Below are 23,120 nucleotides of genomic sequence, written 5' to 3'. Positions count from 1 at the left end.
CGAACCACGCACGGTCACAATGCAATAATCGTATTTTTTTGCCGAATAGGCCGTATTTGACAGCTCCACATAATAATAGTGTACAGATTGCTCCCCGGTGAGGCTGTCGATCACAATTGCGCCGTCCTTTGCCATAAAGAGGATGCCGGTGGCTGCCGATTCGCGCGGTCGCGTCGCGAGAGTGTTCGATGGCTGTCAAAAAGCGCCTTGTTATCAACTTCACAGGCTATGAAGGTCTGCACCCTGATGCAGTGCGCGGGCGCTATCTGAACTCTGCCGCTGATTTCAACAGTCTCTGGCATGCCAAAACCAAAGCAAGTCCCATGCTGCCGGAGGGGCCGAACATTGCTTCCATGCGGCTGGAAACATCTGGCGCAAACTGGGCTGTTGAAACCGAATTCTGCCAATATGGCACGGCTGACGTGTTCGATGCCTATTCGGCGCGCAATGTTGTTGCGCGCTTTGCCACCGGGCTGATGGCGTTTCTCGATATTCTGCTCACAGGCACCTTCTGGAGGTATTTAAGAACCAGCTGGCGCTTCTGCATCTTCTTCATGTGGCCCTTTGTGCTCACCTGTTTTATTTCACTTGTGGCCCTCCTCGTCGGTCTTGGGCCGTTGTTCGGTGGTTTCAGCTCCTATCACATGATCTGGACTGTTCCCCTTGCGCTCATCATGGCGCGGTTGCTGATCCGCTGGCCGGGTGAAAAGGTGTTCCTGTCCTATCTGCTTGATGACTGGGCTGCTGCTTCCGACCGGATTTATAGCCGCAATCCGGCATTGCTGGCGCGGCGCAAGGCCTTTGCCGAGCATCTCACGCGGAAATTACAGGAAACCGATGCGGATGAGGTCGTGATCATCGGGCATAGTCTCGGCACTGTTCCAGCCGTGGAGGCGATTGCAGATGTCTGGCGCAGCGCCCCGCAACTCATCAAACAGCAGCCGATTTCCTTATTTTCCATCGGCTCATGCCTGCTGATGATTGCCTTTCACCCGCGTGCAACGCAGCTGCGTGAGGATATCAGGGTTGTCCTGCAGGAAACGCCGGTTTTCTGGGCCGAATATCAGACGATTGCTGACATCGTCCATTTCTACAAATCCAATCCGGCGAAAGCGCTGGGGATTATCCCGCGCAATGAACCGCTGATCCGGCGCATTCGCTTCAAGCACATCCACAGCGCCAAGCGTTATGCACGGGCGCGGAAAAACTTCTTCAAGATGCATCTGTTATTTTTGAAGGGCGCCCAGATCCGCAATCCATACGATATGGGCATGTTCGTGCAGGGGCCGTTCGCTTTTCAGGCACTTGTCGAGAACGACAGCGCCGCGCCGCTCGACGATGCAGGCCGCCTTGTCGAGGCAGCCTGAGCCAGATCAGTCGTCCATCTCAGGCGGGTGTTCGAGAACAGCGATGGTCAGCCAGTTAGCGACCAGCGCCGGCTTGATCGAGCCCTCGATTTCAAGTGTTACTTCGTAATTGTTGAGCACGCGGCCGGAAGGGCGGATATCCGCATCCACCAGCTTGAAGCGGGCGCGCACCTGTTTGCCCGATTTGACCGGGGCCATGAAACGCACTTTGTCAAAACCGTAATTGATGCCCATGGTCGCGCCTTCGATCATCGGCAGAGCCTCATAGGCGAGCGTCGACAGGAGCGAGATCGTCAGAAAGCCGTGGGCAATGGTGCCGCCGAAAGGCGTTTCCGCCGCGCGCTCGGGGTCCGTATGGATGAACTGGTGATCATCCGTCGCGTCGGCGAACTTATTGATCATATCCTGGCTGACCACGCGCCATTCCGAACAGCCCATTTCTGTGCCGATACCGGCCTTCAACTGCTTGAGCGTGATCGGTTCTTTCATGGTTTCTGGGCTTTCCGAACGTTTTGGGTCAGATCATAGATTTTGCTGTCGATAACCCCTTATGAGCCAAATGTCATCTTTCCTGTCGTCACTTTGACAAAGCGAGGGCTTTTTCGAGAACGGGATCACGACCAGATGCATAGTCAGTATGAGTAACATCGATCTTGATGTCGGGTTTGAGGGAAATATTCTTTGGACCAAAAGCGACCGCTGCCCAGTAGCATTTATCGGGGTCAGTGCAGCCTTTTTCATAATCTTCAAATTGTGTCGCGTAGCCAACGCCAATATGCGAGTTCGGCAGTGTGACAGTTTCGCCTTCAGCCCAGAACTGGCCTTTATCGCCCATCTCTTCGCCGATGAATGTCACTTTGTTCTGGTCAGTGCCCTTCAACATCGCAGCAGTCACGATTGCCGCCGAGAATGTGGAGCGACTGACAAGCACAAAAACACGCCCGCCTGACGGTAGCAGCCGTGGCACTGCCTGCGAAAAGAGAATCGTGTTGAAGAAATCACCGCCATTGTTCAAGCGAAGATCGAGAACAATGAATTTCGGCCGCGTCGGCAGAATAGATGTCTGCAGAATCTTGGCATATTTGTGCTGCAACCCTGTTTCATCCATGCTGTTCATGGAGTTGCTGCGGATATAGAGAACTTTGTTGTTTTCACCGATCCATGATGCGTTGACGTCAACGCGCTTCTCGTAAATCGGTGACCGCTCCTTGCTGTTGTCAAGGAGGTGTAACCAGCGTCCCGGTAGATTGGCATCATCGGGAATGAGCACAGAATACCCCCTTGTTGCCGGCTTGTGTTCGTCGGCAGGATCAGGCGAGGCGACTGCACTCAAATTTGCCACACGCGTGCTTCCATCGGCAAGCCGCAGTGTCAGGGGAATCTCATTATCGTTGGCCACAGCGCCGATACGCTTGAGAACAGCAGGACTGGTCAGAAAAGTAGCGCTCAAATATCGAATGCGCTGGTCAGTGCCGGAAATGTATGGCGAGACGCGTTTCAATGCTTCTGCCGGTGTCAGCGAACCCAGCTTGTCCATACGTGCTCCAAGCAAATCCGCATGTGCCGGGTCTGTTTTAACAATGTAGAGACCGTCGGAAAACCACCAGGCTCGTACCGGCAGATCGTGCAGGAGAGTGCCGACCATGGCGCTCGTATGGCCGTTTCGGGATATGGCCGTCGCTCGCATGATTTCAAGCGCGAAATCTTCGGTGGAGAGTGTATCGGCAGCCGCAGCCGCATCATCAACTATCTGCTCAAATTTCTGCCGCTGTTCCGGCGTGTAGCTCTTGTCGAGCGGCGCCCACTGATTCTTGAGAACAGTGAGGTCTTCGCGCATTTGTGCGGGTGTCAAATGGAGCGTTTGGTCCTGCTTGGTCTGAGCGGAGGCCGGGCCTGCCATGCAGGCAAAAGCGATAAGCGCCAGTGCAGCGCACCTCCATGACAACGGGCCAGCGCGCATTGAAACCTCCCTTTGGCTAACGCAATGCAACACGAGCGATCACAATGATTGCTGTTCTGCATCCACTGATTGATTTGATCAATGTAGGGTCACTGCTGGTTGTTTTACAACCACTGGTTCAGAAACGCGTGCATCGAAGCCAGCGATAGCACCGTTGGCAATCTCACATCAGTTGTGTTGATTGGAGGTTCGGATGGTGGGCGTGACAGGGATTGAACCTGTGACCCCTACGATGTCAACGTAGTGCTCTCCCGCTGAGCTACACGCCCATCCGACAGGGGCGCATACACCATATTGGTTTCAGTCCGTCAATAGCTGTTGGAAGAAGTTATCAGGCTTTCTTCATCCGTGCGGGCGGATAGGGCCTTTGATCAGGCCGCTACCAGCATTTTTTCGATTTCATTCACCAGATCGCGCAGGTGGAAAGGCTTGGACAGCACTTTCGCATCCTTCGGGGCTTTCGAATCGGAGTTCAGCGCCACGGCGGCAAAGCCGGTGATGAACATGATCTTCAGATCCGGGTCGATTTCCGATGCGCGGCGTGCCAGTTCAATGCCGTCCATCTCAGGCATGACGATATCCGTGAGGAGCAGTGAAAACGGCTCTTCGCGCAATCTGTCATAGGCGCTGGCGCCATTGTCGAAAGGCGTGACGTGATATCCTGCCTTCTCCAGCGCCTTCACAAGGAAGCGCCGCATGTCATTGTCATCTTCTGCTAGAAGGATTCTCTTCATCAGTCCGTCCGAATTTCTATCGCCTTATCATCCCCAGACAGGCGTCCCATCACAGTTAACAAGACGCTTTTTTGGTAAAGATCGCGTGAATGATTTGCGGAAAATACGGTGGAACCCCGGAAAAGTCGAGGAAGATCGCTGTTATGGCGGCGAAGAATTCTGAAAGGTCAACCGCGTCAGAAAAGTTCCGGCACTTTGATGGTTGAAGAATTCCCTCCGGAGCGAAGTTGCTCTAAAGTGCCTGTATATTCAAGCAAACCTTCGAAGTGAATAATGACCCTCGAGCGCGATTTCCCCGACAAGCTGCCCTATGAACTGCGCCGGCCGGCTGAACAACGCATTCCCTTCGTTTTCAATTCGCCCCATAGCGGCCAGGTTTATCCCCCAGCTTTCCTCAAGCAATCACAGCTGGATGCACAAACGATTCGCCGATCGGAAGACTGCTTTGTCGATCAGCTGTTTGCCGCCAGCGTCATGCTGGGTGCGCCCTTGCTGGCTGCGCAATTCCCGCGCGCCTATCTCGATGTCAATCGCGAGCCCTATGAGCTCGATGCGAAAATGTTCTCCGATCCGCTTCCCTCCTACGCCAACGCAAATTCTACGCGAGTGGCCGGTGGTCTTGGCACCATTCCGCGGCTCGTCGGCGAAGGGCAGGAGATTTATGCGCAGAAATTGCCTGTCGAGGAAGCGCTTGGACGTATCAACACAATCTACAAGCCATACCATGCGCTGCTTGCCGAGGTGCTGCTGAAAACACGCAGCCGCTTTGGCTACGGGGTGCTGATTGATTGCCACTCAATGCCAACAGGCATTCGCTTCCCCGATAGTGGTTTGCGACCGGATTTCATCATCGGCGATCGTTTTGGCACCAGCTGTTCGCCAGAGCTCGCCAATGCTGCAATCGATCTCTTGCGCGAAATGGGCTATGCGGTTGCCCACAACAAACCCTATGCCGGGGGCTATATAACCGAGCATTACGGGCGTCCGCTAAAGCGCTTCCATGCGCTGCAGATCGAGGTCAATCGCGGGCTCTATCTCAACGAGCACAATTATGAACGCAAATCGGGGTTTGATCAGTTGCAGCGGGATATCAGCCAGTTTCTGGCCGATCTGGTGTCGCTGCCCGACTTCCATTTCCTCGATGTTCCGCTTGCTGCGGAATAGTGCCGGGACGTCTCTGCTGGCCTGAAACAAAAAAAGACCGCGCAGGTGCGCGGTCCAAGTCTAGGGAGGAAACGCCCAAGGAGGGCATAGACAGGTCGCCCCGTCTGTTAACTAATCTATGCTGCATCGCACAAAGGGTCAAGCAATTTGTGCGTTTTTTTAAGCATGATATTTATGTGCCTAAAAAAAATGCAATAATTTAGCCGACAATGCAGTTAAATGAGAAAATTCTGATCGTGAGGAACCATTTTGGCCATTGAACTTTCGTTTTTACGGCAAATCGCGCAAGTTGCAGCCGAGCAGACACTGCCGCGTTTTCGCACCATTTCGTCCATCGACAACAAATATCAGGTCGGATTTGACCCGGTTACCGAAGCGGACAAGGAAGCTGAACGGGCGATTCGCGCACTGATAAACGCGACCTATCCTGATCATGGCATCATGGGCGAGGAGTTCGGCTCGGAAAATCTGGACGCTTCCCATGTCTGGGTCATCGATCCGATCGATGGCACACGGGCGTTTATTTCAGGGCTTCCGGTGTGGGGTACGCTCGCGGGTCTGACCATTAATGGCGATGCGGTTGCCGGTGTCATGGCGCAGCCTTTTACCGGCGAGCTTTTCATGTGCGATGGCACAGCCTCCTATTATGAGGGGCCGGGCGGTCCACGTCAGCTGAAAACCCGGCAAAACCCTGATATCGCGCAAGCGACGCTGTTCACCACCACACCGGCGCTGTTCAAGGACAAGAAGCGCGAAGCGTATGACCGGGTTGAACGCAGCGTGCGCATGCCGCGTTATGGGGCAGATTGCTATGGCTATGCCATGATTGCTGCCGGTTTCGTCGATCTGGTGGTGGAAACAGCCTTGCACCCCTACGATATTGTCGCGCTGGTGCCCATCATCGAAAAGGCCGGTGGCGTCATCACCAATTGGGACGGTGGCCCGGCAGAAAAGGCTGGCGATATCGTGGCGGCAGGCTCGAAAGAACTACACGCGCAGGCGCTGGAACTGCTCAATCGTTGATAGCGGTTAGGTCGCCTGTTCGTTTTCGGTTTCGGCTACGTCACCGCCGGTTCCCGGAATGAAGGCATCGAAGGCCGCGAAAAACTGTTCGCGGTAAAAATCCTTTTCCTGAAGGATTTCATGCTTCGAGCCATCAATGGTGATCAGCGTGGCATTGCGCAATTGCATTGCGAACCGTTCAATCGCCGGTGTGGATACGACCTGATCTGCGCCGGCCGCCACAACCAGCGTCGGGATACGGATGGCCTCGATATAATCGGGCTGTGTCACCCGGCGGATCGCCTTGGCAACGGAGGCGATCCATCCGGCTGTTGGACCGCCAATGGCGAGTTCCGGCGCTGCCTTGAGAATCTCGGTGTTGCGCAGGTAGCGGGCGGCATCGGATGTCACTTCATTGATGGCAAATGGCTTTATCGTGGGTTTGCCACCACGAATATAGACCCGGCCAAGACCGGTTGTCCGCAAGGTATTGGCAACAGCGCTCAACAGAATTTTGCCGAGACGACCGCCCCTGACGTCGAGAAGCGGCGTCATAAGCACCATGCGGCGGATACGGTTTGCCAAAGCCGGAGCCGCGAGAAGCGCAATCAGTGCGCCGGTGGAATGGGCGAGAACATAGAACGGGCCACGGCAATCGGGCAAAAGCACGTTTTCGAACAGCAATTCCAGATCGGCGGCATAATGGTCGAAGCTTCTGACATGGCCGCGCGCCGGATCGCGCAACATCCGGCTTGATCCGCCTTGACCACGCCAATCGAAAGTGGCCACGGCAAAGCCGCGCTTGGTGATATCGCCGATGGTTTCGAAATATTTTTCAATGCACTCGTTGCGGCCCTGCAGGATAAGCACGGTGCCTTGAACAGGGTGTGTTGTGGCTGGAAAAATCGCGTAGCGCAGTTCCTTGCCACCTTTCAGCGGTAAAGTATCGACGCGGGCATCCTGCGGTGTCGGATTGGCTGCTGTTTCGACAAGCGGATGGGTCATTGGATACCGGTCAGTCCTCATCCCGCGCATGGGGGAGTCGCGCTGTGCATTTGCATCATTTGATAAAATGCACGGACATAAAGGTCAAACCGCGTTTGCGCAAAAAAATGACCGGAAACTCTTGGGAGGGTTTCCGGTCAGTACACTCCGGACGGAAGGGACGTTACATCCGGAACGATGAATATGTTTATAGAAGGGGGCGTGTGAACGTATCCCGAAGGGTGCGTTCATTTTGCGTTCATCACTGCGGCAGGCGTTTTACAGCCGGTGCGGCGTGAAACTCAGCGGTAAAATGGGGCTTGAAATGGCTTTGGCCCTTTACCAACTATCTATTGTGATCGCCATAACGGGATCACTGGTTCAGCGGGACTTGCCAATAAGGGAGTCTCTTCAGGAACCAGAATTACGCAACCTTGTCGCTCTAAAGGAGGGCTTACCATGCGTCACGTTGATTTTTCCCCACTCTATCGTTCGACCGTCGGTTTCGACCGGCTTTTCACTATTCTTGATTCGCTGGCCCAGCCAGATGGTGCTCAGACCTATCCGCCCTATAATATCGAGCGGACTGGCGAGAATGCCTATCGCATTACCATGGCTGTTGCCGGTTTCTCGGAAGATGAAATCCAGATCGAAGCCCATCGCAACCAGCTCAAGGTAACTGGCGAGAAGGGCACCGAAACCGCTGACGAGAATGCTGAAACGCTGTATCGCGGCATTGCTTCGCGTGCTTTCGAACGCCGCTTCCACCTTGCCGATTTCGTCGAAGTCAGTGGTGCCAGCCTGAAAAATGGCTTGCTGCACATTGATTTGAAGCGTGAAATCCCCGAGGAAATGAAGCCGCGCAAGATTGCTGTCACTGCCCTGTCTGAAAAGACAGCCAAGCAGATCGAAGCCAAGACTGCGAACTAAGCATAACGGCTAGAGTGAAAGAAGCGGCGCGATTGCGCCGCTTTTTTTATGCGGGGGTTGCATGTCCAGTGGTGCGTGGTTCGACAAGCTCACCATGAGGGAAAGGGAGGATGCAACGCTAATCGCAAAGATCGCAGCGTAAAGATTGTAGCATAAAGGTTGCAGAATTTGGCTCCCTTTCATCATCCCTCTCCCTCATGGTGAGCTTGTCGAACCACGCACCACGAACCACGCACCCACACTCATGCAAATAAAAGGCACCATCTCTGCCGTTCTTTACGCGATAAGATCGCCAAAGCGGTTGATATCTTCAGGCGTTGTGGCAAAGCTGGTGACGAAACGGGTGATTGTCTCATCTTCTTCCAACAGGCCCTTTTCCGCGTGAGGCGTGAACCAGTCGTAGAATGCTGCGCCTAATGATTGCAGCTTTGCCGATGTCTGCTTTTTCATGATGGCGAAGACTTCATTGGCACGCGGTTGCCAGGCAAGGCGCAAATCTTTTGATGCACGAATGAGTTTGGCAAGTTCCGCCGCCATGGCATTGGCGTGAGCAGCGGTTTCCAGCCAAAGTCCGTCAGCAAAATAGGCCTCGAACTGCGCGGCGATGAAGCGCGATTTCGAAAAGTTCTGGGCGGAGCGCATACGGATGTATGGCATATCCTTTGCCTGTTCGGGATTCATGAAAACCAGCGCTTCGGCACACCAGCAGCCATTCTTGGTGCCGCCGAACGACAGGATATCGACGCCCTGTTTCCAGGTCATCTCGGCGGGGGTGCAGCCAAGTGATACAAGCGCATTGGCAAAGCGTGCGCCATCCATATGCAAAGGCAGACCGTTGTCCTTGCAGACGGTGGAGATGGCTGCGATCTCGGCCAGTTCATAGATCGTCCCGCTTTCGGTCGATTGGGTGATTGAGACGCTCATGGGTTGGCCGGCATGGACATGACCGGGTGGAAAGCCGTTCATTGCGGCTTTAAGATTGGCAATATCGATGCGGCCGGTTGCGCCATCCAAGGGCAGCACGCGCGCTCCGCCTGTGAAAAAGCTTGGCGCGCCTGCTTCATCGGCAATCATATGCGCTTCACGATGAGCAAAGGTGATACCGCCCGGTCTGGCCATGGCGGCTTGGCCAAGCGAATTGGCGGCCGTGCCGGTGCCGACGAAGAAAACTGCCACTTCCCGTTCAAAGATCGTGTTGAATGTTTCGTGCACGGACCGGTCGAGATCTCCGGTGCCATAGGCCGAAGCAAAACCGCCCGCATGGCGTGTCAGATTTTCGGCAATTTTCGGATGGGCACCGGCCCAATTATCGGATGCAAAATGCATGAAATGACCTCGGGGTATGGAACTGATATATCCACGCTTACGCTTTTCCTCTGTGACTGAAAAGGTGAGCGGGGTGCCTTTCTTGCCGGTGATTTTTGAACGGTCCGGCGGAACATTCTGTTTTCTCTCGTATAATTAGCGGAAAACGCCTGTTTCGAAATGAACGGCATAATTTTGCGACATTCAGCGCAAGGATATTTCGTCCCATGCGGTTATTTTTTGCTTTTCCATCTTGTTTGTTTGGAATTATTCTGGCATATGAGGATATGACAGCAATGCTGTCCTAATTTGCATGATCCCAAAGCGAGGATGGCAAGCAATGTGCTTCCGTCCTCAAAACAGTGACTGCAGTTTGCAAACGGAAGATATGCCGCACCAGAGGGGACAGGAATATATGCTATTCCGTCCTGCGAGAAATTGACCGCCCCAAGGGGCTCATATGGAGGAATTGACGATGTCGGATTTGACGCCATCTGTAACGACTGAACTTGCTCAGGCCGTACAGACTCGTGCGGTCAAAACCAATAAATCGTCAGGCATTCCCGCCCGACAAGGCTTGTACGATCCGCGCAATGAACATGATGCCTGCGGCGTTGGCTTTGTTGCGCATATGAAGGGTGTGAAATCCCACAAGATCATTGAAGACGGGCTGTTCATGCTCGAAAACCTGACGCATCGCGGTGCCGTCGGCGCTGATCCGCTGATGGGCGATGGTGCGGGTATGCTTGTGCAGATTCCCGATGCGTTTTTCCGCGCGGAATGGGCCGAGAAGGGCGTTGAACTGCCTGCGGTCAACCATTATGCGGTCGGCTATCTCTTCATGCCGCAGGATGCTGAAGAGCGCGCGCATATTGAAGCCGTCATCACCGAAGTCATTGCTTCGGAAGGCCAGACGCTGATCGGTTTCCGCGATGTTCCTGTCGATAACGCATCGCTGTCGAAGGCCCCGCACATCGCTGCGACCGAGCCGTTTCATCGTCAGGTGTTTATCGGGCGCAACCCGAACATCGAATCCAACGAGGATTTCGAAGGCCGGCTGTTTATCCTGCGCAAGGTGATCTCGAACCGCATCTATCAGGAGAATGGCGGCAAGGAGGGCGACTTCTATGTCGTGTCCATGTCGGCGCGCACCATCGTCTATAAGGGCATGTTCCTCGCCTATCAGGTGGGTGCCTATTACAAGGATCTGAAGGACCCGCGCTTTGTCAGCGCCGTCGCGCTGGTGCATCAGCGGTTCTCGACCAACACGTTCCCGTCCTGGAAGCTGGCGCATCCATATCGCATGGTCGCCCATAATGGTGAAATCAACACCCTGCGCGGCAACGTCAACTGGATGGCGGCGCGTCAGGCTTCGGTCGACTCCGAATTCTTCGGTAACGACATCTCCAAGCTGTGGCCGATTTCCTATGAGGGCCAGTCCGATACCGCCTGCTTCGACAATGCATTGGAATTCCTGTTCCAGGGTGGCTATTCGCTCGCCCATGCGATGATGATGCTCATCCCGGAGGCATGGTCCGGTAACAAGCTGATGTCGGATGACCGCAAGGCGTTCTATGAATATCACGCGGCGCTGATGGAGCCATGGGATGGCCCTGCGGCCGTTGCCTTCACCGATGGTCGCCAGATCGGCGCGACGCTTGATCGTAACGGCCTGCGTCCGGCCCGCTACATCGTCACCGATGATGATTTTGTCATCATGGCGTCGGAAGCTGGTGTCTTGCCGGTACCGGAGGAGAAGATCGTCAAGAAGTGGCGGCTCCAGCCGGGCCGCATGCTGCTGATCGACATGGAAAAGGGCGAGATCGTTTCTGATGACACGATCAAGTCCGAGATCGCCAACCGCCATCCCTACAAGACATGGCTGAAGAACACGCAGCTTATCCTTGAAGAGTTGAGCCCGGTTGAACCGCGCGCGCTGCGCAAGGATGTCAGTCTGCTCGATCGCCAGCAGTCCTTCGGCTATACGCAGGAAGACACCAAGCTCCTGATGTCGCCGATGGCGACAACGGGTCAGGAAGCCATCGGCTCGATGGGTACGGATACGCCGATTTCGGCCATGTCCGACAAGTCGAAGATGCTTTACACCTATTTCAAGCAGAACTTTGCGCAGGTCACCAACCCGCCGATTGATCCTATCCGCGAAGAACTGGTGATGAGCCTTGTCTCGTTCATCGGGCCGCGCCCGAATATTTTCGATCTGGTTGGCTCTTCGCGCCGCAAGCGTCTGGAAGTGCGCCAGCCGATCCTGACCAATGGCGACCTCGAAAAGATCCGCTCCATTGGTCATACGGAAGATCGCTTCGATACCAAGACGCTGGATATCGCCTACAATGTCGTGGAAGGTGCCGCTGGTCTTGCCGGTGCGCTGGAGCGCCTGTGTGAGCGGGCCGAAGCGGCTGTGCATGGCGGCTATAACATCATCATCCTGTCTGACCGTCAGGTTGGGCCGGACCGCATTCCGATCCCGGCGCTTCTGGCAACGGCAGCTGTCCACCATCACCTGATCCGCAAGGGCCAGCGCACATCGGTTGGCCTCGTCGTGGAATCCGGCGAGCCGCGCGAAGTGCATCATTTCTGCTGCCTTGCCGGTTATGGTGCGGAAGCGATCAACCCCTATCTCGCTTTCGATACGCTGCTCGACATGCATAAGCGCGGCGAGTTTCCGCCGGAGGTGGATTCAAAGGAAGTCGTATCGCGCTACATCAAGTCGATCGGCAAGGGCATTCTCAAGGTCATGTCCAAGATGGGCATTTCCACCTACCAGTCCTATTGCGGCGCGCAGATTTTCGATGCTGTTGGCCTGAAGTCTGAGTTTGTTGACCGCTTCTTCTTCGGAACGGCAACAACGATTGAAGGCGTGGGTCTGGAAGAAGTGGCCGAGGAAACGGTTCGCCGTCACCGCGATGCGTTCGGCAATGATCCTGTCCTGCTCAACACATTGGAAGTGGGCGGTGAATATGCCTACCGTATGCGCGGCGAGGCGCATCTCTGGTCGCCGGATGCGGTCGCGAAGTTGCAGCATGCGGTGCGCACGGACTCTGCCACGACCTTCACCGAATATTCCGATCTGGTGAACAGCGAGTCGGCGCGGGCGCAGACCATTCGCGGTCTCTTCAAGATCAAGATGGCTGGCGATACCGGGCGCAAGCCTGTCTCCATTGATGATGTTGAACCAGCCAAGGACATCGTCAAGCGGTTCTCGACCGGTGCCATGTCATTCGGCTCGATCAGCCGTGAGGCACATACAACGCTGGCCATTGCCATGAACCGGATCGGCGGCAAGTCGAACACGGGTGAGGGCGGTGAGGAGCCGGATCGTTTCTATCCGTTGCCTGATGGTAAGCCGAACCCCGAACGTTCGGCCATCAAGCAGGTGGCATCAGGACGTTTTGGCGTGACGACGGAATATCTCGTCAACTCCGATATGATGCAGATCAAGGTTGCGCAGGGTGCCAAACCCGGCGAAGGTGGTCAGCTGCCCGGTCACAAGGTCGATGCGACGGTTGCCAAGACGCGTCACTCAACACCCGGCGTTGGTCTGATTTCACCACCGCCGCACCATGATATCTATTCCATCGAGGATCTGGCGCAGCTCATTTACGATCTGAAGAACGTCAATCCGGAAGCGGATGTTTCGGTCAAGCTGGTGTCGGAAGTTGGCGTTGGCACGGTTGCTGCAGGCGTTGCCAAGGCGCGTGCCGATCACATCACCATTTCAGGTTATGATGGCGGCACGGGTGCATCGCCGCTGACATCGCTCAAGCATGCCGGTTCCCCGTGGGAGATGGGCCTTGCCGAAACGCAGCAGACGCTGGTGCTCAATGGCCTGCGCTCCCGCATTGCGCTGCAGGTCGATGGCGGTCTGCGTACGGGCCGCGATGTGATCATCGGGGCTCTGCTTGGTGCCGATGAATTCGGCTTCTCAACCGCGCCGCTGATTTCGGCCGGTTGCATCATGATGCGCAAATGCCATCTCAACACCTGTCCGGTTGGTGTGGCAACGCAGGACCCGGTCCTGCGCAAGCGCTTCAAGGGCACGCCTGAGCACGTCATCAACTTCTTCTTCTTCATGGCGGAAGAGGTGCGGCAGTTCCTGGCCGAGATGGGTTATACCAAAGTTGAAGAGATCGTCGGCAAGGCCGAACTTCTCGAAAAGCGCGAGATGATCGATCACTGGAAAGCCAAGGGCCTCGATTTCACCCGCATCTTCCACAAGCCGGAAGCACCGGAGGAAAAGACGCGCTGGACCGAACGGCAGAACCATCCGATTGTCGATATCTTGGATCGCAAGCTGATCGAGCAGGCCAAGACGGCGCTGGAAAGCAAGATTCCGGTGAAGATCGAAATGCCGATCAAGAACGTCGACCGTTCCGCCGGTGCCATGCTTTCGGGCGAGGTTGCCAAGCGCTACCGGCACAAGGGGCTGCCCGAGGATACGATTTCGGTCAAGTTCAACGGTACAGCGGGCCAGTCCTTCGCGGCGTTCCTCGCACGCGGTATTTCGTTTGAGCTGATCGGCGATGGCAATGATTATGTCGGCAAGGGCCTGTGCGGCGGACGCATCGTCATTCGCCCGCCGGATGATACAAAAATCGTGCCTGAAAACTCCATCATCGTTGGCAATACGGTGCTTTATGGTGCCATCGAGGGTGAAGCCTATTTCCGCGGTGTCGCGGGTGAACGCTTTGCAGTGCGCAACTCCGGTGCCATCGCGGTTGTCGAAGGCACGGGCGATCACGGCTGCGAATATATGACAGGCGGTGTCGTCGTGGTTATCGGCCAGACGGGACGTAACTTCGCGGCTGGTATGTCCGGCGGCGTAGCTTATGTGCTTGATGAGGCAGGCGATTTTGCCCAGCGCTGCAACATGGCGATGGTTGAGCTGGAACCGGTGCCGGAAGAGGACGATATTCTCGAAAAACTGCACCATCACGGTGGCGATCTGGCCCATAAGGGCCGCGTCGATGTCTCCGGTAATATGACCCGACATGACGAGGAACGTCTCGTGCAGCTCATTTCGAACCACATGCATTACACGGGCTCGGGCCGGGCCAAGGAAATTCTCGATAATTGGGAAACCTTCCGGCCAAAATTCGTGAAAGTCATGCCGGTCGAATATCGCCGCGCGCTCGAAGATATGGAGCGCATGCGGATGGGTGTCGCAGCGGAATAAAATCAACGCACACCATGCTTCGAGCGTCATCAAAATGATGCTCGGCATGGGGTCCAATGCTGCCCTGACCCAAGATTGGGAATGGGTGGCCCTCCAAGGGTGAGGGGAGCAGTTTTATGGGTAAGGTTACAGGTTTTCTAGAGATCGACCGGCAGGTCGGAAAGTATCAGCCAGCGTCTGACCGCATTCGTCATTTCCGCGAATTCACCATTCCCATGACCGATGGCGAGGTGAAGAAGCAGGCGGCCCGCTGCATGGATTGCGGTATTCCATTCTGCCATGGGCCGACGGGCTGTCCGGTGCATAACCAGATTCCTGACTGGAACGATCTCGTCTACAATGACAACTGGGATGAGGCGATCCGCAATCTGCATTCCACCAATAATTTTCCTGAATTCACCGGCCGTATCTGTCCTGCGCCGTGCGAGGAAGCCTGCACGCTTAACCTCGAAGATGTGCCGGTTTCCATCAAGACGGTGGAACAGGCGATTTCCGACAAGGCCTATGAAAAGGGCCTTATCATTCCGCAGCCTGCGGCTTCCAAAACAGGCAAGAACGTAGCGATCATCGGTTCTGGTCCCGCAGGAATGGCCGCCGCGCAGCAGCTTGCCCGTGTTGGCCACGAAGTGCACGTCTATGAGCGCGAAAGCCGCGCCGGTGGCCTGCTGCGTTATGGTATCCCTGATTTCAAGATGGAAAAGCACTTCATCGATCGCCGCGTGGCGCAGATGGAAGGCGAGGGCGTTACCTTCTTCTATGGCGTCAATGTCGGTATCAACAAGCCGGTGCAGGAACTGCTCGATAGCTATGATGCGGTACTTTATTGCGGCGGCGCGGAAACACCCCGCCCGGCGGGTATTCCGGGCGCCGAACTTGAAGGCGTCCATGACGCGATGAATTATCTCGTGCAGCAGAACCGCAGGGTTGGCCGCGAGAACATCGAATCGGTGGCATGGCCGAGCGATCCAATCGTTGCTTCAGGCCGCCACGTGGTTGTGGTTGGCGGCGGTGATACAGCTTCGGATTGTGTTGGCACAGCATTCCGTCAGGGCGCGGTAAAAGTCACGCAGCTTGATATCCGCCCGCAGCCGCCGGAAAAGGAAGACAAGCTGAGCGTCTGGCCCTATTGGGCAACGAAAATGCGTACATCTTCCTCGCAGGCAGAAGGTGCGGATCGCGAATTCCAGGTCGCAACACTTGAATTCATTGGCGAAAACGGCACGCTGACCCATGTCAAATGCTGTGAAGTCGATGAAGCGCGCAAGCCCATCGCCGGTACGGAGTTTTATATCAAGGCGGATCTGGCATTCATTGCTATCGGTTTCTCCGGCCCGTTTGAGACAAGTGTTGTCAAGGAACTCGGCGATGCGCTGGAGATGCGTGCGGATCGTCGCGGCAATCGCTCGCTTAGCGCCAATGAGAAGGATTACCGCACCAGCGTCGACAAGCTTTTCACGGCAGGCGATATCCGCCGTGGCCAGTCGCTGGTCGTCTGGGCTATCCGTGAAGGCAGGCAGGCAGCGCAGTCCATCGATGAAGCGCTGATGGGCACGTCGGTTCTGCCGCGATAAATGCTCTAGACCCTTTCCTCAAAAGGAAAGGGTCAGCCGCTGCTATTTCGTCGCCGCGTCTGGCTTTTTGGGCCAGGAATAATCATTGATACGGCCAGGCTGGGCGTCCGGTGCCGATCCCTCGATCAGCAATTTGTCCTGTGCGGATTTATCGGCTGCCGTGCCTTTTGGGACCGCGCCCAAGAGATCAGTCCCGCCATCCAGTTCCGGGTCACTAAGGCTAATCGGCGCAATGCGATCAATCTTCACGGGTGCCTGCGGTGTTTCAGGCAGGGCCTGCACCGGCGAGCCGGGTTTGATCGCAGCAATGGCGGGTGATGTCGCATTGCCAAGCATCTGCCGCAGTGGCTTTTCCGCGTAGAAGGCGAGCTTGCGCTTGCCTGCGGTGGTCAATCCAACACCATCATTGTTGCGCAGGCGCGCGGTCTGGCCCGATACGTCAAAACCCGACAGCGTAAAGCTGCCGCTCTGATCAACAAACCCTTCCCAGACATCGACGAACTTGCCCTCGGCCTTTTCGGTCGCGCTGCGATAAAGCTCGTTGAACGCGAGCAGGTCATTCGTCATGTTCTTGAATTTGAATGAGGGTTGCCCAACCCAGACAATGGGGTGGCCCGACTTCTTGACGGCTTCCAGAAATGCCTTGATCCGTGCCTGATATTGCTTGGCCCATTCCTCGCTTTGCAAGGCTGGTCCATTGAGGAATTGCTGGCGGTCATTGGCGCCGATCATCACAACAACGACGGCAGGCTTTTCCGCATCAATCAGGCTGCCAACCGTGGCAGGCCAATCGCGGTGATCGCTGCGCACAAAGCCCGAGGAGCCGTCGCTCTTGTCGACCACGCGCACGCCGGGCGAATCCATGAATGCCGCGTCGAGGCCCTCGGCAAGGCCACTGGCCATGAAGTCACCCACAACAAGAATGGTTTTGGCGTCAGTCAGTTTTGACGGAATGACGGGTTCGGCCGTTGGAGCCGTGTTTTCACTCGCGGGTGCTGCGGGCTGTGGCTTGGGTCGTTCGGCCCGCTTGGTGGTGCGATTCTTGGATGGACGGGTCGGACGGTTGTTTTCGTCGAAAATCATCCGGTCGGTGTTTTCGCGATAGACCTCGCGGCGCTGACCAAACAGCATGTCGAGCAGGGTGCGCTGCTGTGCGGCGGCAATATCGGTAAATACAAGTCCGCCAGCGGCACCGAGGGATATGGACACAACAAGGCAACGAATCAGAGCCGGTCGCTTCATTGTGTCCATGACAGTTCCAAACCTTATCGCTTGCGGATAACGGTCAATACTTCCTTGCTGGGATGACCATCCGGATCAAGGCCCATGCGCTTCTGGAATGCCTGAATGGCATTTCGCGAGCTGGAGCCAATTTTTCCGTCCACTTCGCCATCATAATAGCCCAGTGCGCGCAAATGTGTCTGCAATTCTTCGCGCTCCTTCATCGATATTGGTGTGAAGGGGCGATTCCAGTCCTGACGAAGGGCCGGTGCGCCGCCGATCTGATCGGCGAGAAGACCAACAGCAAGCGCGTATTTATCGGCATTGTTGTAGTTCTTGAGCACCGAGAAATTCTTGGTCATCAGGAAGGCAGGACCTTCACGGCCATCAAGAACCTTGAGCTGGGCCTTTTCGCCGCCGCGCGGGAAGGGTTTGCCATTGGCCCTGACAACACCGAGGCTCTGCCATTCCGCCATCGTGCGCGAACCGGCAGGGAATTTGCGTCCGGCTGGCAGTGTGACTTCATAGCCCCAGGTCCGGCCTGATTCCCAACCGTTCTTGGCCAGAAGATTGGCGGCTGTCGCCAGCGCATCGGGAATGGAGGTCCAGATATCACGTTTGCCATTGCCATCCATGTCCACGGCATAGGCCAGATAGCTGGTGGGAATGAACTGCGTATGGCCAAGCGCCCCAGCCCACGAACCGGTCAGGTGGCTGCGGTCAATATCGCCAGTCTGCAGGATTTTCATGGCAGCAATCAGCTGCGTGCGTGCATATTTTGCCCGGCGCTGGTCGGCATAGGCAAGGGTCGCGAGCGAACGCACGGCATCGCGCATGATGTCAGGGCGCTGCATGGCTTCGCCGTAATTGGTCTCCATGGACCAGATCGCCAAGAGAACATTGCGGTCAACGCCGTAATTTTTCTCAATGGAGCCAAGCCAGCGGCTGTATTTGCGCGCCATGTCGCGGCCGGTGGTGATGGAGTGTTCATTGACGCGATTGTCAACATAATCCCAGACAGGAGCAACAAATTCCGGCTGGTATGAAGCCTTCTGCAGGACCTCAGGATCAATTTCCGTGATACCGGCAAAGGCGCGCTGGAACGTTGATGCGGAAATGCCGCTCTGCATGGCAGTGGTACGGAAGCCTGCAATCCAGCCCTGGAATTTTGCATCGGCGGAGGCGTTCGTCGCCGTTACTGCAAAAGCCAGGCTCGCGGTTGCGGCCAAAATCATGATGCGCTTTGCGAAAGCCGACGGACTCTCAAACATGTTGTCTCCTTGAACTGTGTTGCCACCTATTCCGGTCAAACGATAAATTACGCACATCAAAGTTAGGAATTAGTTTACCATGCGTGGCGGGCGGGCGCCATTTCGTTCATGTGAATGGGCTTTTCTTCAGACTTGGTGCCTAATATTTGGCCATTCATGCGCGAACATTACCAAGCGAAAAAAATGTTTATTGCGCCGCACAAACTATTTTCATTCTTTGCGGTTCAAATGTCCATTACCAATGTTAATTGAATGTAGTGCAGAGATGGGGAGCATATTGTGACCACAGCGAAAAAAATCCGCAAAGCCGTTCTTCCAGTCGCAGGTTTTGGTACCCGCGTTCTTCCGGCCACCAAATCCATTCCTAAAGAAATGCTGACGGTCGTTGACAAGCCGGTCATTCAGTATGTGGTGGATGAAGCCCGCGAAGCCGGGATAGAACATTTCATCTTCGTAACCGGCCGCAACAAGGCGGTTATCGAGGATTACTTCGATGCGCAGTACGAACTTTACGCGACGCTCGCCGAACGGGGAAAGACTGCACTGCTCGATGAATTGCAGGGTATTCAGCCGGGACCGGGAACAACAAGCTTTACCCGCCAGCAGGTGCCGATGGGACTTGGCCATGCGGTATGGTGCGCCCGCGATATCGTCGGCGACGAGCCTTTCGCGCTGCTTCTGCCAGATATGATCATGCAGCCGGAGAAGAAGGGCTGCCTCGCCGATATGGTGGAACTCTACAATCAGGCTGGCGGCAATATTGTTGCCGTGCAGGAATGCGATCCTGAGGAAGCCCACAAATATGGTATTGTCGGCAAGGGCAAGGATGTCGGCAATGGCTTTGAACTGACCGAGATGGTCGAAAAGCCAGCCAAGGGCACGGCACCGTCCAATCTCTATATCAATGGCCGCTATATCCTGCAGCCGGAGATTTTTGATATTCTGGAACATCAGGAACGCGGTGCGGGCAATGAAATTCAGCTGACCGACGGGATGTTGAAACTGGCCAAGCAGCAGGATTTCTTCGGGTATCACTTCCGTGGGCGCACCTATGATACGGGCTCCAAGGAAGGTTTTGTCGAGGCCAACGTGGCGTTTGCGCTGTGGCGCAATGACATTCGTAATGGCGTTATCGACAATATCGGCAACATGCTGAAGACAATTCAACCGCGCAAGGATTGAGAGATTGCAAGAGGGGCATTTGATTTCCTCTCGTATTTCACCCCCCTCTGTCCTGTCGGACATCTCCCCCACAAGGGGGGAGATCACATCGACATGAAGGCTTTCGCGTAAACTGCAACGCTGAAGGTTGGTTGAAACGAATATACAAGCTGATCTCCCCCCTTGTGGGGGAGATGTCCGACAGGACAGAGGGGGGTGAATGTCTCATCCCCACCGCTGCCGCGCCGGTGGTGCCTTCTGCGCCGACAGGCCAACCTCACCGCTGCAGCGTCAGCCCCATATAAACACTGCTTTCCGTGGTCTGGCGGGTATCGACCTCACTGCGCGTTATGCGGTGGCGGGCGCTCACATCAAGCCCGAGGAAACGGTTGAACCAGTAGGTTGCACCGACCTCCGCCCCAAAGCCTTTGTCGAGACCACTGCCATCCTTGTTGTCGCGCAGGGATGCGGTGAGTTCCGCATTGACGCTCAGGTTGGAGCGGATCTGGCGTTTGATGCCGAGCCTTCCCTCATAAAAGATCGAGCCGCTATCATTGGGGGCTGTCGCGCCCTCGACGCGAGTCAGCAGGCCAAGATTAACATCTGTCCCGCGCTGCGGCGACCATTTGATTGCCCCGTCAACGCTGACACCATCCACATCCGATAGCCTGTTGTCATCAATACCCTGCCGCAGATAGCCAAGGGCCAATTCGCCGGAAAGTTTTTCGCCAAAATCCGCCTCGATGCCGCCGCGCAGGGCGGTGCGCAAACCGGAGCGGCGGTACCCGTTGGAGTCTTCGGTCTGATCATACATCAGCTTGCCGATTTCAACTTCGGCGAACGGCTTGATAGCCGGTGACATTTCAAAGCCACCACGCAGGGCGATGCTGGCAAAGGTGTTGTCGCGGTCCTTCTGGCTGATCGTGGTTCCGTCAGGAAATTCCGCCTTTCCATAGGTGGTATGGTCGACTTTGCCCTTTACCTCGCCGAAGAACCGGCCAAATTCATGCCGCACGCCCAATGTGGCATCGAGTTCCTGCACGGCGGGCCGGTTCGATGCGCCGACAACGGCTGTTGGTGCGCTGGCATCTTCCTGCCGGTAGCGGTAGCCGCCTTCGCCTGTTACGGTGGTCCGTTCGCCAAGATCAAGCTTGAAGCCGCCGCGCAGCCCAATATTCGGCGCCGAATAATCTTCGCCGGAAATCGTCTTGTCGTAGGTGCCGTCAAAATCAAGAAAGGCAGAATGGCGCGACCAATCGGTGGTGGCGCGCATGCGCAGCCGGGTTTCCGACAGAACAGCGCTTTTGCCATCGGAACTATCGTCAGCATTCGTCGTGGCGCGAATACCCTGCGAGATGGATGGACGCAGCGTGACAGTGCCCGCCCTGATGCCAAGCGGCGCAAAGGGTTCAGGGTCCGGCTTGACGAAGCGGCGCTCGATTGCGGCTTCAGGCAAATTATCCTTGTCGGCGCGTTGCGCCTTGGGGTTGCCAGTTGTCTCGTCTTCCAGCGCACCTGTTGTCAGCGCATCGGGTGTCTGGCCGGGCCGCAATGGTCGCTGACCCGGTCGCGTTCGCTGGGTTGCCGCTGTCGCGCGGTCGGCGGGAATCGGGATCTCGGCGGGCACCGTGGTGGGCGGAGGGTTGAGACCGCCGCTGTTATCCACAGGTCCCGATGGCGGCGAGCCGTCATTCACCGGTACGCCGTTCAGACCAAGATTGCCCGCATCATCATCGGGCAAGGCACCGGGGCTGACAGGCTGATAGGGCGTGGACGGAATGCCATCATTGTTGCCGGGGGCAGGCGTCGGCGTGGATGAATTTGCTGCCGGGCGAGTGGCGGGGCGGGGCGGCGTATTCTGTTGAGTTTGCAGGACATTTTCATCCACAGGCCCGCGCAAAGGCGTCGCCTGCTGGGCAAAAGCTGTTCCGCTTAAGGCAAACGCAACGCTGCTCATCAACCCTGTCCACAGACAGAAGTTGATCACAGACTTGAAGCTGCCGCTGCAGGGCGGTGCTTCGATGCGTGGTTGCCGATGATGCATGAATGAGCATTGCCAATGAGTTCGAACCTTTCCGGAGGGTAAACTGTCATGGTTAATGACTGGTTTCCGGGCCGGAGGGTGACGGCGTTTCAGGACCTGCTCACAACAAAAAATGGACAGCGCGCCAGCAAAGCGCTAACGGTTCTGGCCATGCAGGCAATAAACGACACCAAACTCGACAAATCCGCAGCGATCGATTCAGCAAAGCGGACAATTTCAACCGAGAGAGACGGGCTGAGCGCATTGCGCGAAGCGCTGGATGGAAATCTGGCTGATGCTTTCGCTCGGGCTGTTGAGAGCATTGCAGCGGTGCGCGGCAGAATTATCGTAACGGGCGTCGGCAAGAGCGGCCATATCGGTGCCAAGATTGCGGCGACCTTTGCCTCGACGGGCACGCCCGCTTTTTTCGTGCATCCAGCCGAAGCCAATCATGGCGATCTCGGCATGATTGGTAGTGACGATGCCATTCTCGCCATCTCCTGGTCGGGTGATACGGCAGAACTCAAAGGTATCGTCAGCTATTCCAGACGGTTCCGTATTCCGCTGATCGCCTTGACGGCGGGTGAAAACTCGGCACTGGCAACGGCCGCAGACGTGGTGCTGTTGCTGCCAAAAATTACCGAAGCATGCCCGCATGGGCTTGCGCCGACCACATCGCCGCTGGTGCAACTGGCCGTAGGGGATGCGATAGCCATCGCTCTGCTTGAGGCGCGGGGTTTCACGGCTATTGACTTCAAGACATTCCATCCGGGCGGATCGCTGGGCGCGAGCCTGACCCATGTGCGCGAGATCATGCATCGCGGTGACCAGATTCCGCTGGTTCCGCTGGGAACCTCCATTCCCGATGCGATGAAGGTGCTGTCGGACAAGCGCTTTGGCTGTATTGCCGTGCAAAATGATGATGGCTCGCTGGCCGGAATCATCACCGATGGCGATCTGTCGCGCAACCTTCACCGCAATCTGGTGGGCATGAAGGTTGAGGAAGTGATGACGCGCAATCCGAAAACCGTGCCGACAAGCATGCTCGCAAGTGCGGCGTTGGCTTTGCTCAACGAGTATAACATCGGCGCGTTGATCGTTACCGAGGATAATTTCCCCGTCGGTATCGTGCATTTCCACGATCTGCTGCGGATCGGTGCTGCCTGAGGGCTGCAGGGGTTATTGCGCGTGGTTCGTGGGTTCGTGGTTCGACAAGCTCACCATGAGGCCCTT

Annotated in this window: 16 protein-coding genes and 1 tRNA gene; 8 read left to right on the top strand and 9 right to left on the bottom strand. The window is 56.1% G+C overall.

Going from position 1 to position 23,120, the window contains the following annotated elements:
- Positions 1-188: 188 nt before the first annotated feature.
- Positions 189-1,367 carry an alpha/beta hydrolase gene (locus BLU05_RS05780; protein WP_091878282.1) on the top strand — a complete coding sequence of 393 codons (1,179 nt, stop codon included), beginning with the start codon at positions 189-191 and terminating at the stop codon, positions 1,365-1,367.
- A gap of 6 nt (positions 1,368-1,373) precedes the next feature.
- On the opposite strand, the gene BLU05_RS05775 is transcribed toward BLU05_RS05780, so the two are convergent.
- The 4 genes from BLU05_RS05775 to BLU05_RS05760 form a co-directional block, all read right to left on the bottom strand.
- Positions 1,374-1,856 carry a MaoC family dehydratase gene (locus tag BLU05_RS05775; protein WP_091878280.1) on the bottom strand — a complete coding sequence of 161 codons (483 nt, stop codon included), beginning with the start codon at positions 1,854-1,856 and terminating at the stop codon, positions 1,374-1,376.
- Between the two features lie 88 nt (positions 1,857-1,944).
- Complete coding sequence (locus tag BLU05_RS05770) at positions 1,945-3,327, bottom strand: S41 family peptidase (protein WP_091878278.1); 1,383 nt, start codon at positions 3,325-3,327, stop codon at positions 1,945-1,947.
- Between the two features lie 194 nt (positions 3,328-3,521).
- Positions 3,522-3,596: transfer RNA gene (locus tag BLU05_RS05765), tRNA-Val, on the bottom strand.
- A gap of 102 nt (positions 3,597-3,698) precedes the next feature.
- Positions 3,699-4,061 (bottom strand): cell cycle two-component system response regulator CpdR, encoded by a 363-nt coding sequence (locus BLU05_RS05760; RefSeq protein WP_091878276.1) that lies wholly within the window; start codon positions 4,059-4,061, stop codon positions 3,699-3,701.
- Between the two features lie 273 nt (positions 4,062-4,334).
- Here BLU05_RS05760 and BLU05_RS05755 point away from each other — a divergent pair, with 273 nt between their 5' ends.
- Both BLU05_RS05755 and hisN read left to right on the top strand, forming a co-directional pair.
- Complete coding sequence (locus tag BLU05_RS05755; RefSeq protein ID WP_091878275.1) at positions 4,335-5,225, top strand: N-formylglutamate amidohydrolase; 891 nt, start codon at positions 4,335-4,337, stop codon at positions 5,223-5,225.
- 249 nt (positions 5,226-5,474) lie between these two features.
- Positions 5,475-6,248 (top strand): histidinol-phosphatase, encoded by a 774-nt coding sequence (gene hisN, locus BLU05_RS05750; protein ID WP_091878273.1) that lies wholly within the window; start codon positions 5,475-5,477, stop codon positions 6,246-6,248.
- Positions 6,249-6,254: 6 nt separating this feature from the next.
- Here hisN and BLU05_RS05745 read toward each other — a convergent pair whose 3' ends face one another.
- The gene (locus BLU05_RS05745; protein WP_091878271.1) at positions 6,255-7,232 is read right to left on the bottom strand and encodes an alpha/beta fold hydrolase; all 978 of its coding nucleotides are present in this window, start codon (positions 7,230-7,232) and stop codon (positions 6,255-6,257) included.
- Between the two features lie 438 nt (positions 7,233-7,670).
- Between BLU05_RS05745 and BLU05_RS05740 the strand changes: the two genes are divergently transcribed.
- Complete coding sequence (locus BLU05_RS05740; RefSeq protein WP_091878269.1) at positions 7,671-8,141, top strand: Hsp20 family protein; 471 nt, start codon at positions 7,671-7,673, stop codon at positions 8,139-8,141.
- 276 nt (positions 8,142-8,417) lie between these two features.
- Here BLU05_RS05740 and BLU05_RS05735 read toward each other — a convergent pair whose 3' ends face one another.
- On the bottom strand, positions 8,418-9,467 hold the full coding sequence (locus BLU05_RS05735; RefSeq protein ID WP_091878267.1) for a threonine aldolase family protein: 1,050 nt from the start codon (positions 9,465-9,467) through the stop codon (positions 8,418-8,420).
- A 454-nt stretch (positions 9,468-9,921) separates the two neighbouring features.
- On the opposite strand from BLU05_RS05735, the gene gltB reads away from it, so the two are divergent.
- Both gltB and BLU05_RS05725 read left to right on the top strand, forming a co-directional pair.
- Complete coding sequence (gltB, locus tag BLU05_RS05730; protein ID WP_091878265.1) at positions 9,922-14,640, top strand: glutamate synthase large subunit; 4,719 nt, start codon at positions 9,922-9,924, stop codon at positions 14,638-14,640.
- Between the two features lie 116 nt (positions 14,641-14,756).
- Positions 14,757-16,211: a glutamate synthase subunit beta gene (locus BLU05_RS05725; RefSeq protein ID WP_091878263.1), complete on the top strand. Its 1,455-nt coding sequence runs from the start codon at positions 14,757-14,759 to the stop codon at positions 16,209-16,211.
- 42 nt (positions 16,212-16,253) lie between these two features.
- Here the strand turns inward: BLU05_RS05725 and BLU05_RS05720 are convergent, their stop codons facing one another.
- On the bottom strand, positions 16,254-17,462 hold the full coding sequence (locus tag BLU05_RS05720) for an SGNH/GDSL hydrolase family protein (RefSeq protein WP_091878261.1): 1,209 nt from the start codon (positions 17,460-17,462) through the stop codon (positions 16,254-16,256).
- Positions 17,463-17,476: 14 nt separating this feature from the next.
- On the bottom strand, positions 17,477-18,703 hold the full coding sequence (locus BLU05_RS05715) for a lytic murein transglycosylase (RefSeq protein WP_091878260.1): 1,227 nt from the start codon (positions 18,701-18,703) through the stop codon (positions 17,477-17,479).
- A gap of 279 nt (positions 18,704-18,982) precedes the next feature.
- On the opposite strand from BLU05_RS05715, the gene galU reads away from it, so the two are divergent.
- A complete protein-coding gene (gene galU, locus BLU05_RS05710; protein ID WP_091878258.1) occupies positions 18,983-19,885 on the top strand; it encodes a UTP--glucose-1-phosphate uridylyltransferase GalU in 903 nt (300 codons plus the stop codon).
- Positions 19,886-20,141: 256 nt separating this feature from the next.
- Here the strand turns inward: galU and BLU05_RS05705 are convergent, their stop codons facing one another.
- On the bottom strand, positions 20,142-21,821 hold the full coding sequence (locus BLU05_RS05705; protein WP_175540521.1) for an outer membrane beta-barrel protein: 1,680 nt from the start codon (positions 21,819-21,821) through the stop codon (positions 20,142-20,144).
- A gap of 237 nt (positions 21,822-22,058) precedes the next feature.
- On the opposite strand from BLU05_RS05705, the gene BLU05_RS05700 reads away from it, so the two are divergent.
- The gene (locus BLU05_RS05700) at positions 22,059-23,054 is read left to right on the top strand and encodes a KpsF/GutQ family sugar-phosphate isomerase (RefSeq protein ID WP_091878552.1); all 996 of its coding nucleotides are present in this window, start codon (positions 22,059-22,061) and stop codon (positions 23,052-23,054) included.
- Positions 23,055-23,120: the final 66 nt, after the last annotated feature.

This window comes from Phyllobacterium sp. OV277, from assembly GCF_900104355.1.
Taxonomy (GTDB): Bacteria; Pseudomonadota; Alphaproteobacteria; order Rhizobiales; family Rhizobiaceae; genus Phyllobacterium.
This window is presented reverse-complemented; position numbering and strand designations above follow the sequence as displayed.

Excerpts from the sequence above, each read along its gene's own strand:
- BLU05_RS05720 (WP_091878261.1), bottom strand. The coding sequence starts at position 17,462 with ATGGACACAATGAAGCGACCGGCTCTGATTCGTTGCCTTGTTGTGTCC.
- BLU05_RS05780 (WP_091878282.1), top strand. The coding sequence starts at position 189 with ATGGCTGTCAAAAAGCGCCTTGTTATCAACTTCACAGGCTATGAAGGT.
- BLU05_RS05700 (WP_091878552.1), top strand. The coding sequence starts at position 22,059 with ATGCAGGCAATAAACGACACCAAACTCGACAAATCCGCAGCGATCGAT.
- BLU05_RS05740 (WP_091878269.1), top strand. The coding sequence starts at position 7,671 with ATGCGTCACGTTGATTTTTCCCCACTCTATCGTTCGACCGTCGGTTTC.
- BLU05_RS05715 (WP_091878260.1), bottom strand. The coding sequence starts at position 18,703 with ATGTTTGAGAGTCCGTCGGCTTTCGCAAAGCGCATCATGATTTTGGCC.
- gltB (WP_091878265.1), top strand. The coding sequence starts at position 9,922 with ATGTCGGATTTGACGCCATCTGTAACGACTGAACTTGCTCAGGCCGTA.
- BLU05_RS05755 (WP_091878275.1), top strand. The coding sequence starts at position 4,335 with ATGACCCTCGAGCGCGATTTCCCCGACAAGCTGCCCTATGAACTGCGC.
- BLU05_RS05735 (WP_091878267.1), bottom strand. The coding sequence starts at position 9,467 with ATGCATTTTGCATCCGATAATTGGGCCGGTGCCCATCCGAAAATTGCC.
- BLU05_RS05705 (WP_175540521.1), bottom strand. The coding sequence starts at position 21,821 with ATGAGCAGCGTTGCGTTTGCCTTAAGCGGAACAGCTTTTGCCCAGCAG.
- BLU05_RS05745 (WP_091878271.1), bottom strand. The coding sequence starts at position 7,232 with ATGACCCATCCGCTTGTCGAAACAGCAGCCAATCCGACACCGCAGGAT.
- BLU05_RS05760 (WP_091878276.1), bottom strand. The coding sequence starts at position 4,061 with ATGAAGAGAATCCTTCTAGCAGAAGATGACAATGACATGCGGCGCTTC.
- BLU05_RS05770 (WP_091878278.1), bottom strand. The coding sequence starts at position 3,327 with ATGCGCGCTGGCCCGTTGTCATGGAGGTGCGCTGCACTGGCGCTTATC.
- BLU05_RS05725 (WP_091878263.1), top strand. The coding sequence starts at position 14,757 with ATGGGTAAGGTTACAGGTTTTCTAGAGATCGACCGGCAGGTCGGAAAG.
- BLU05_RS05775 (WP_091878280.1), bottom strand. The coding sequence starts at position 1,856 with ATGAAAGAACCGATCACGCTCAAGCAGTTGAAGGCCGGTATCGGCACA.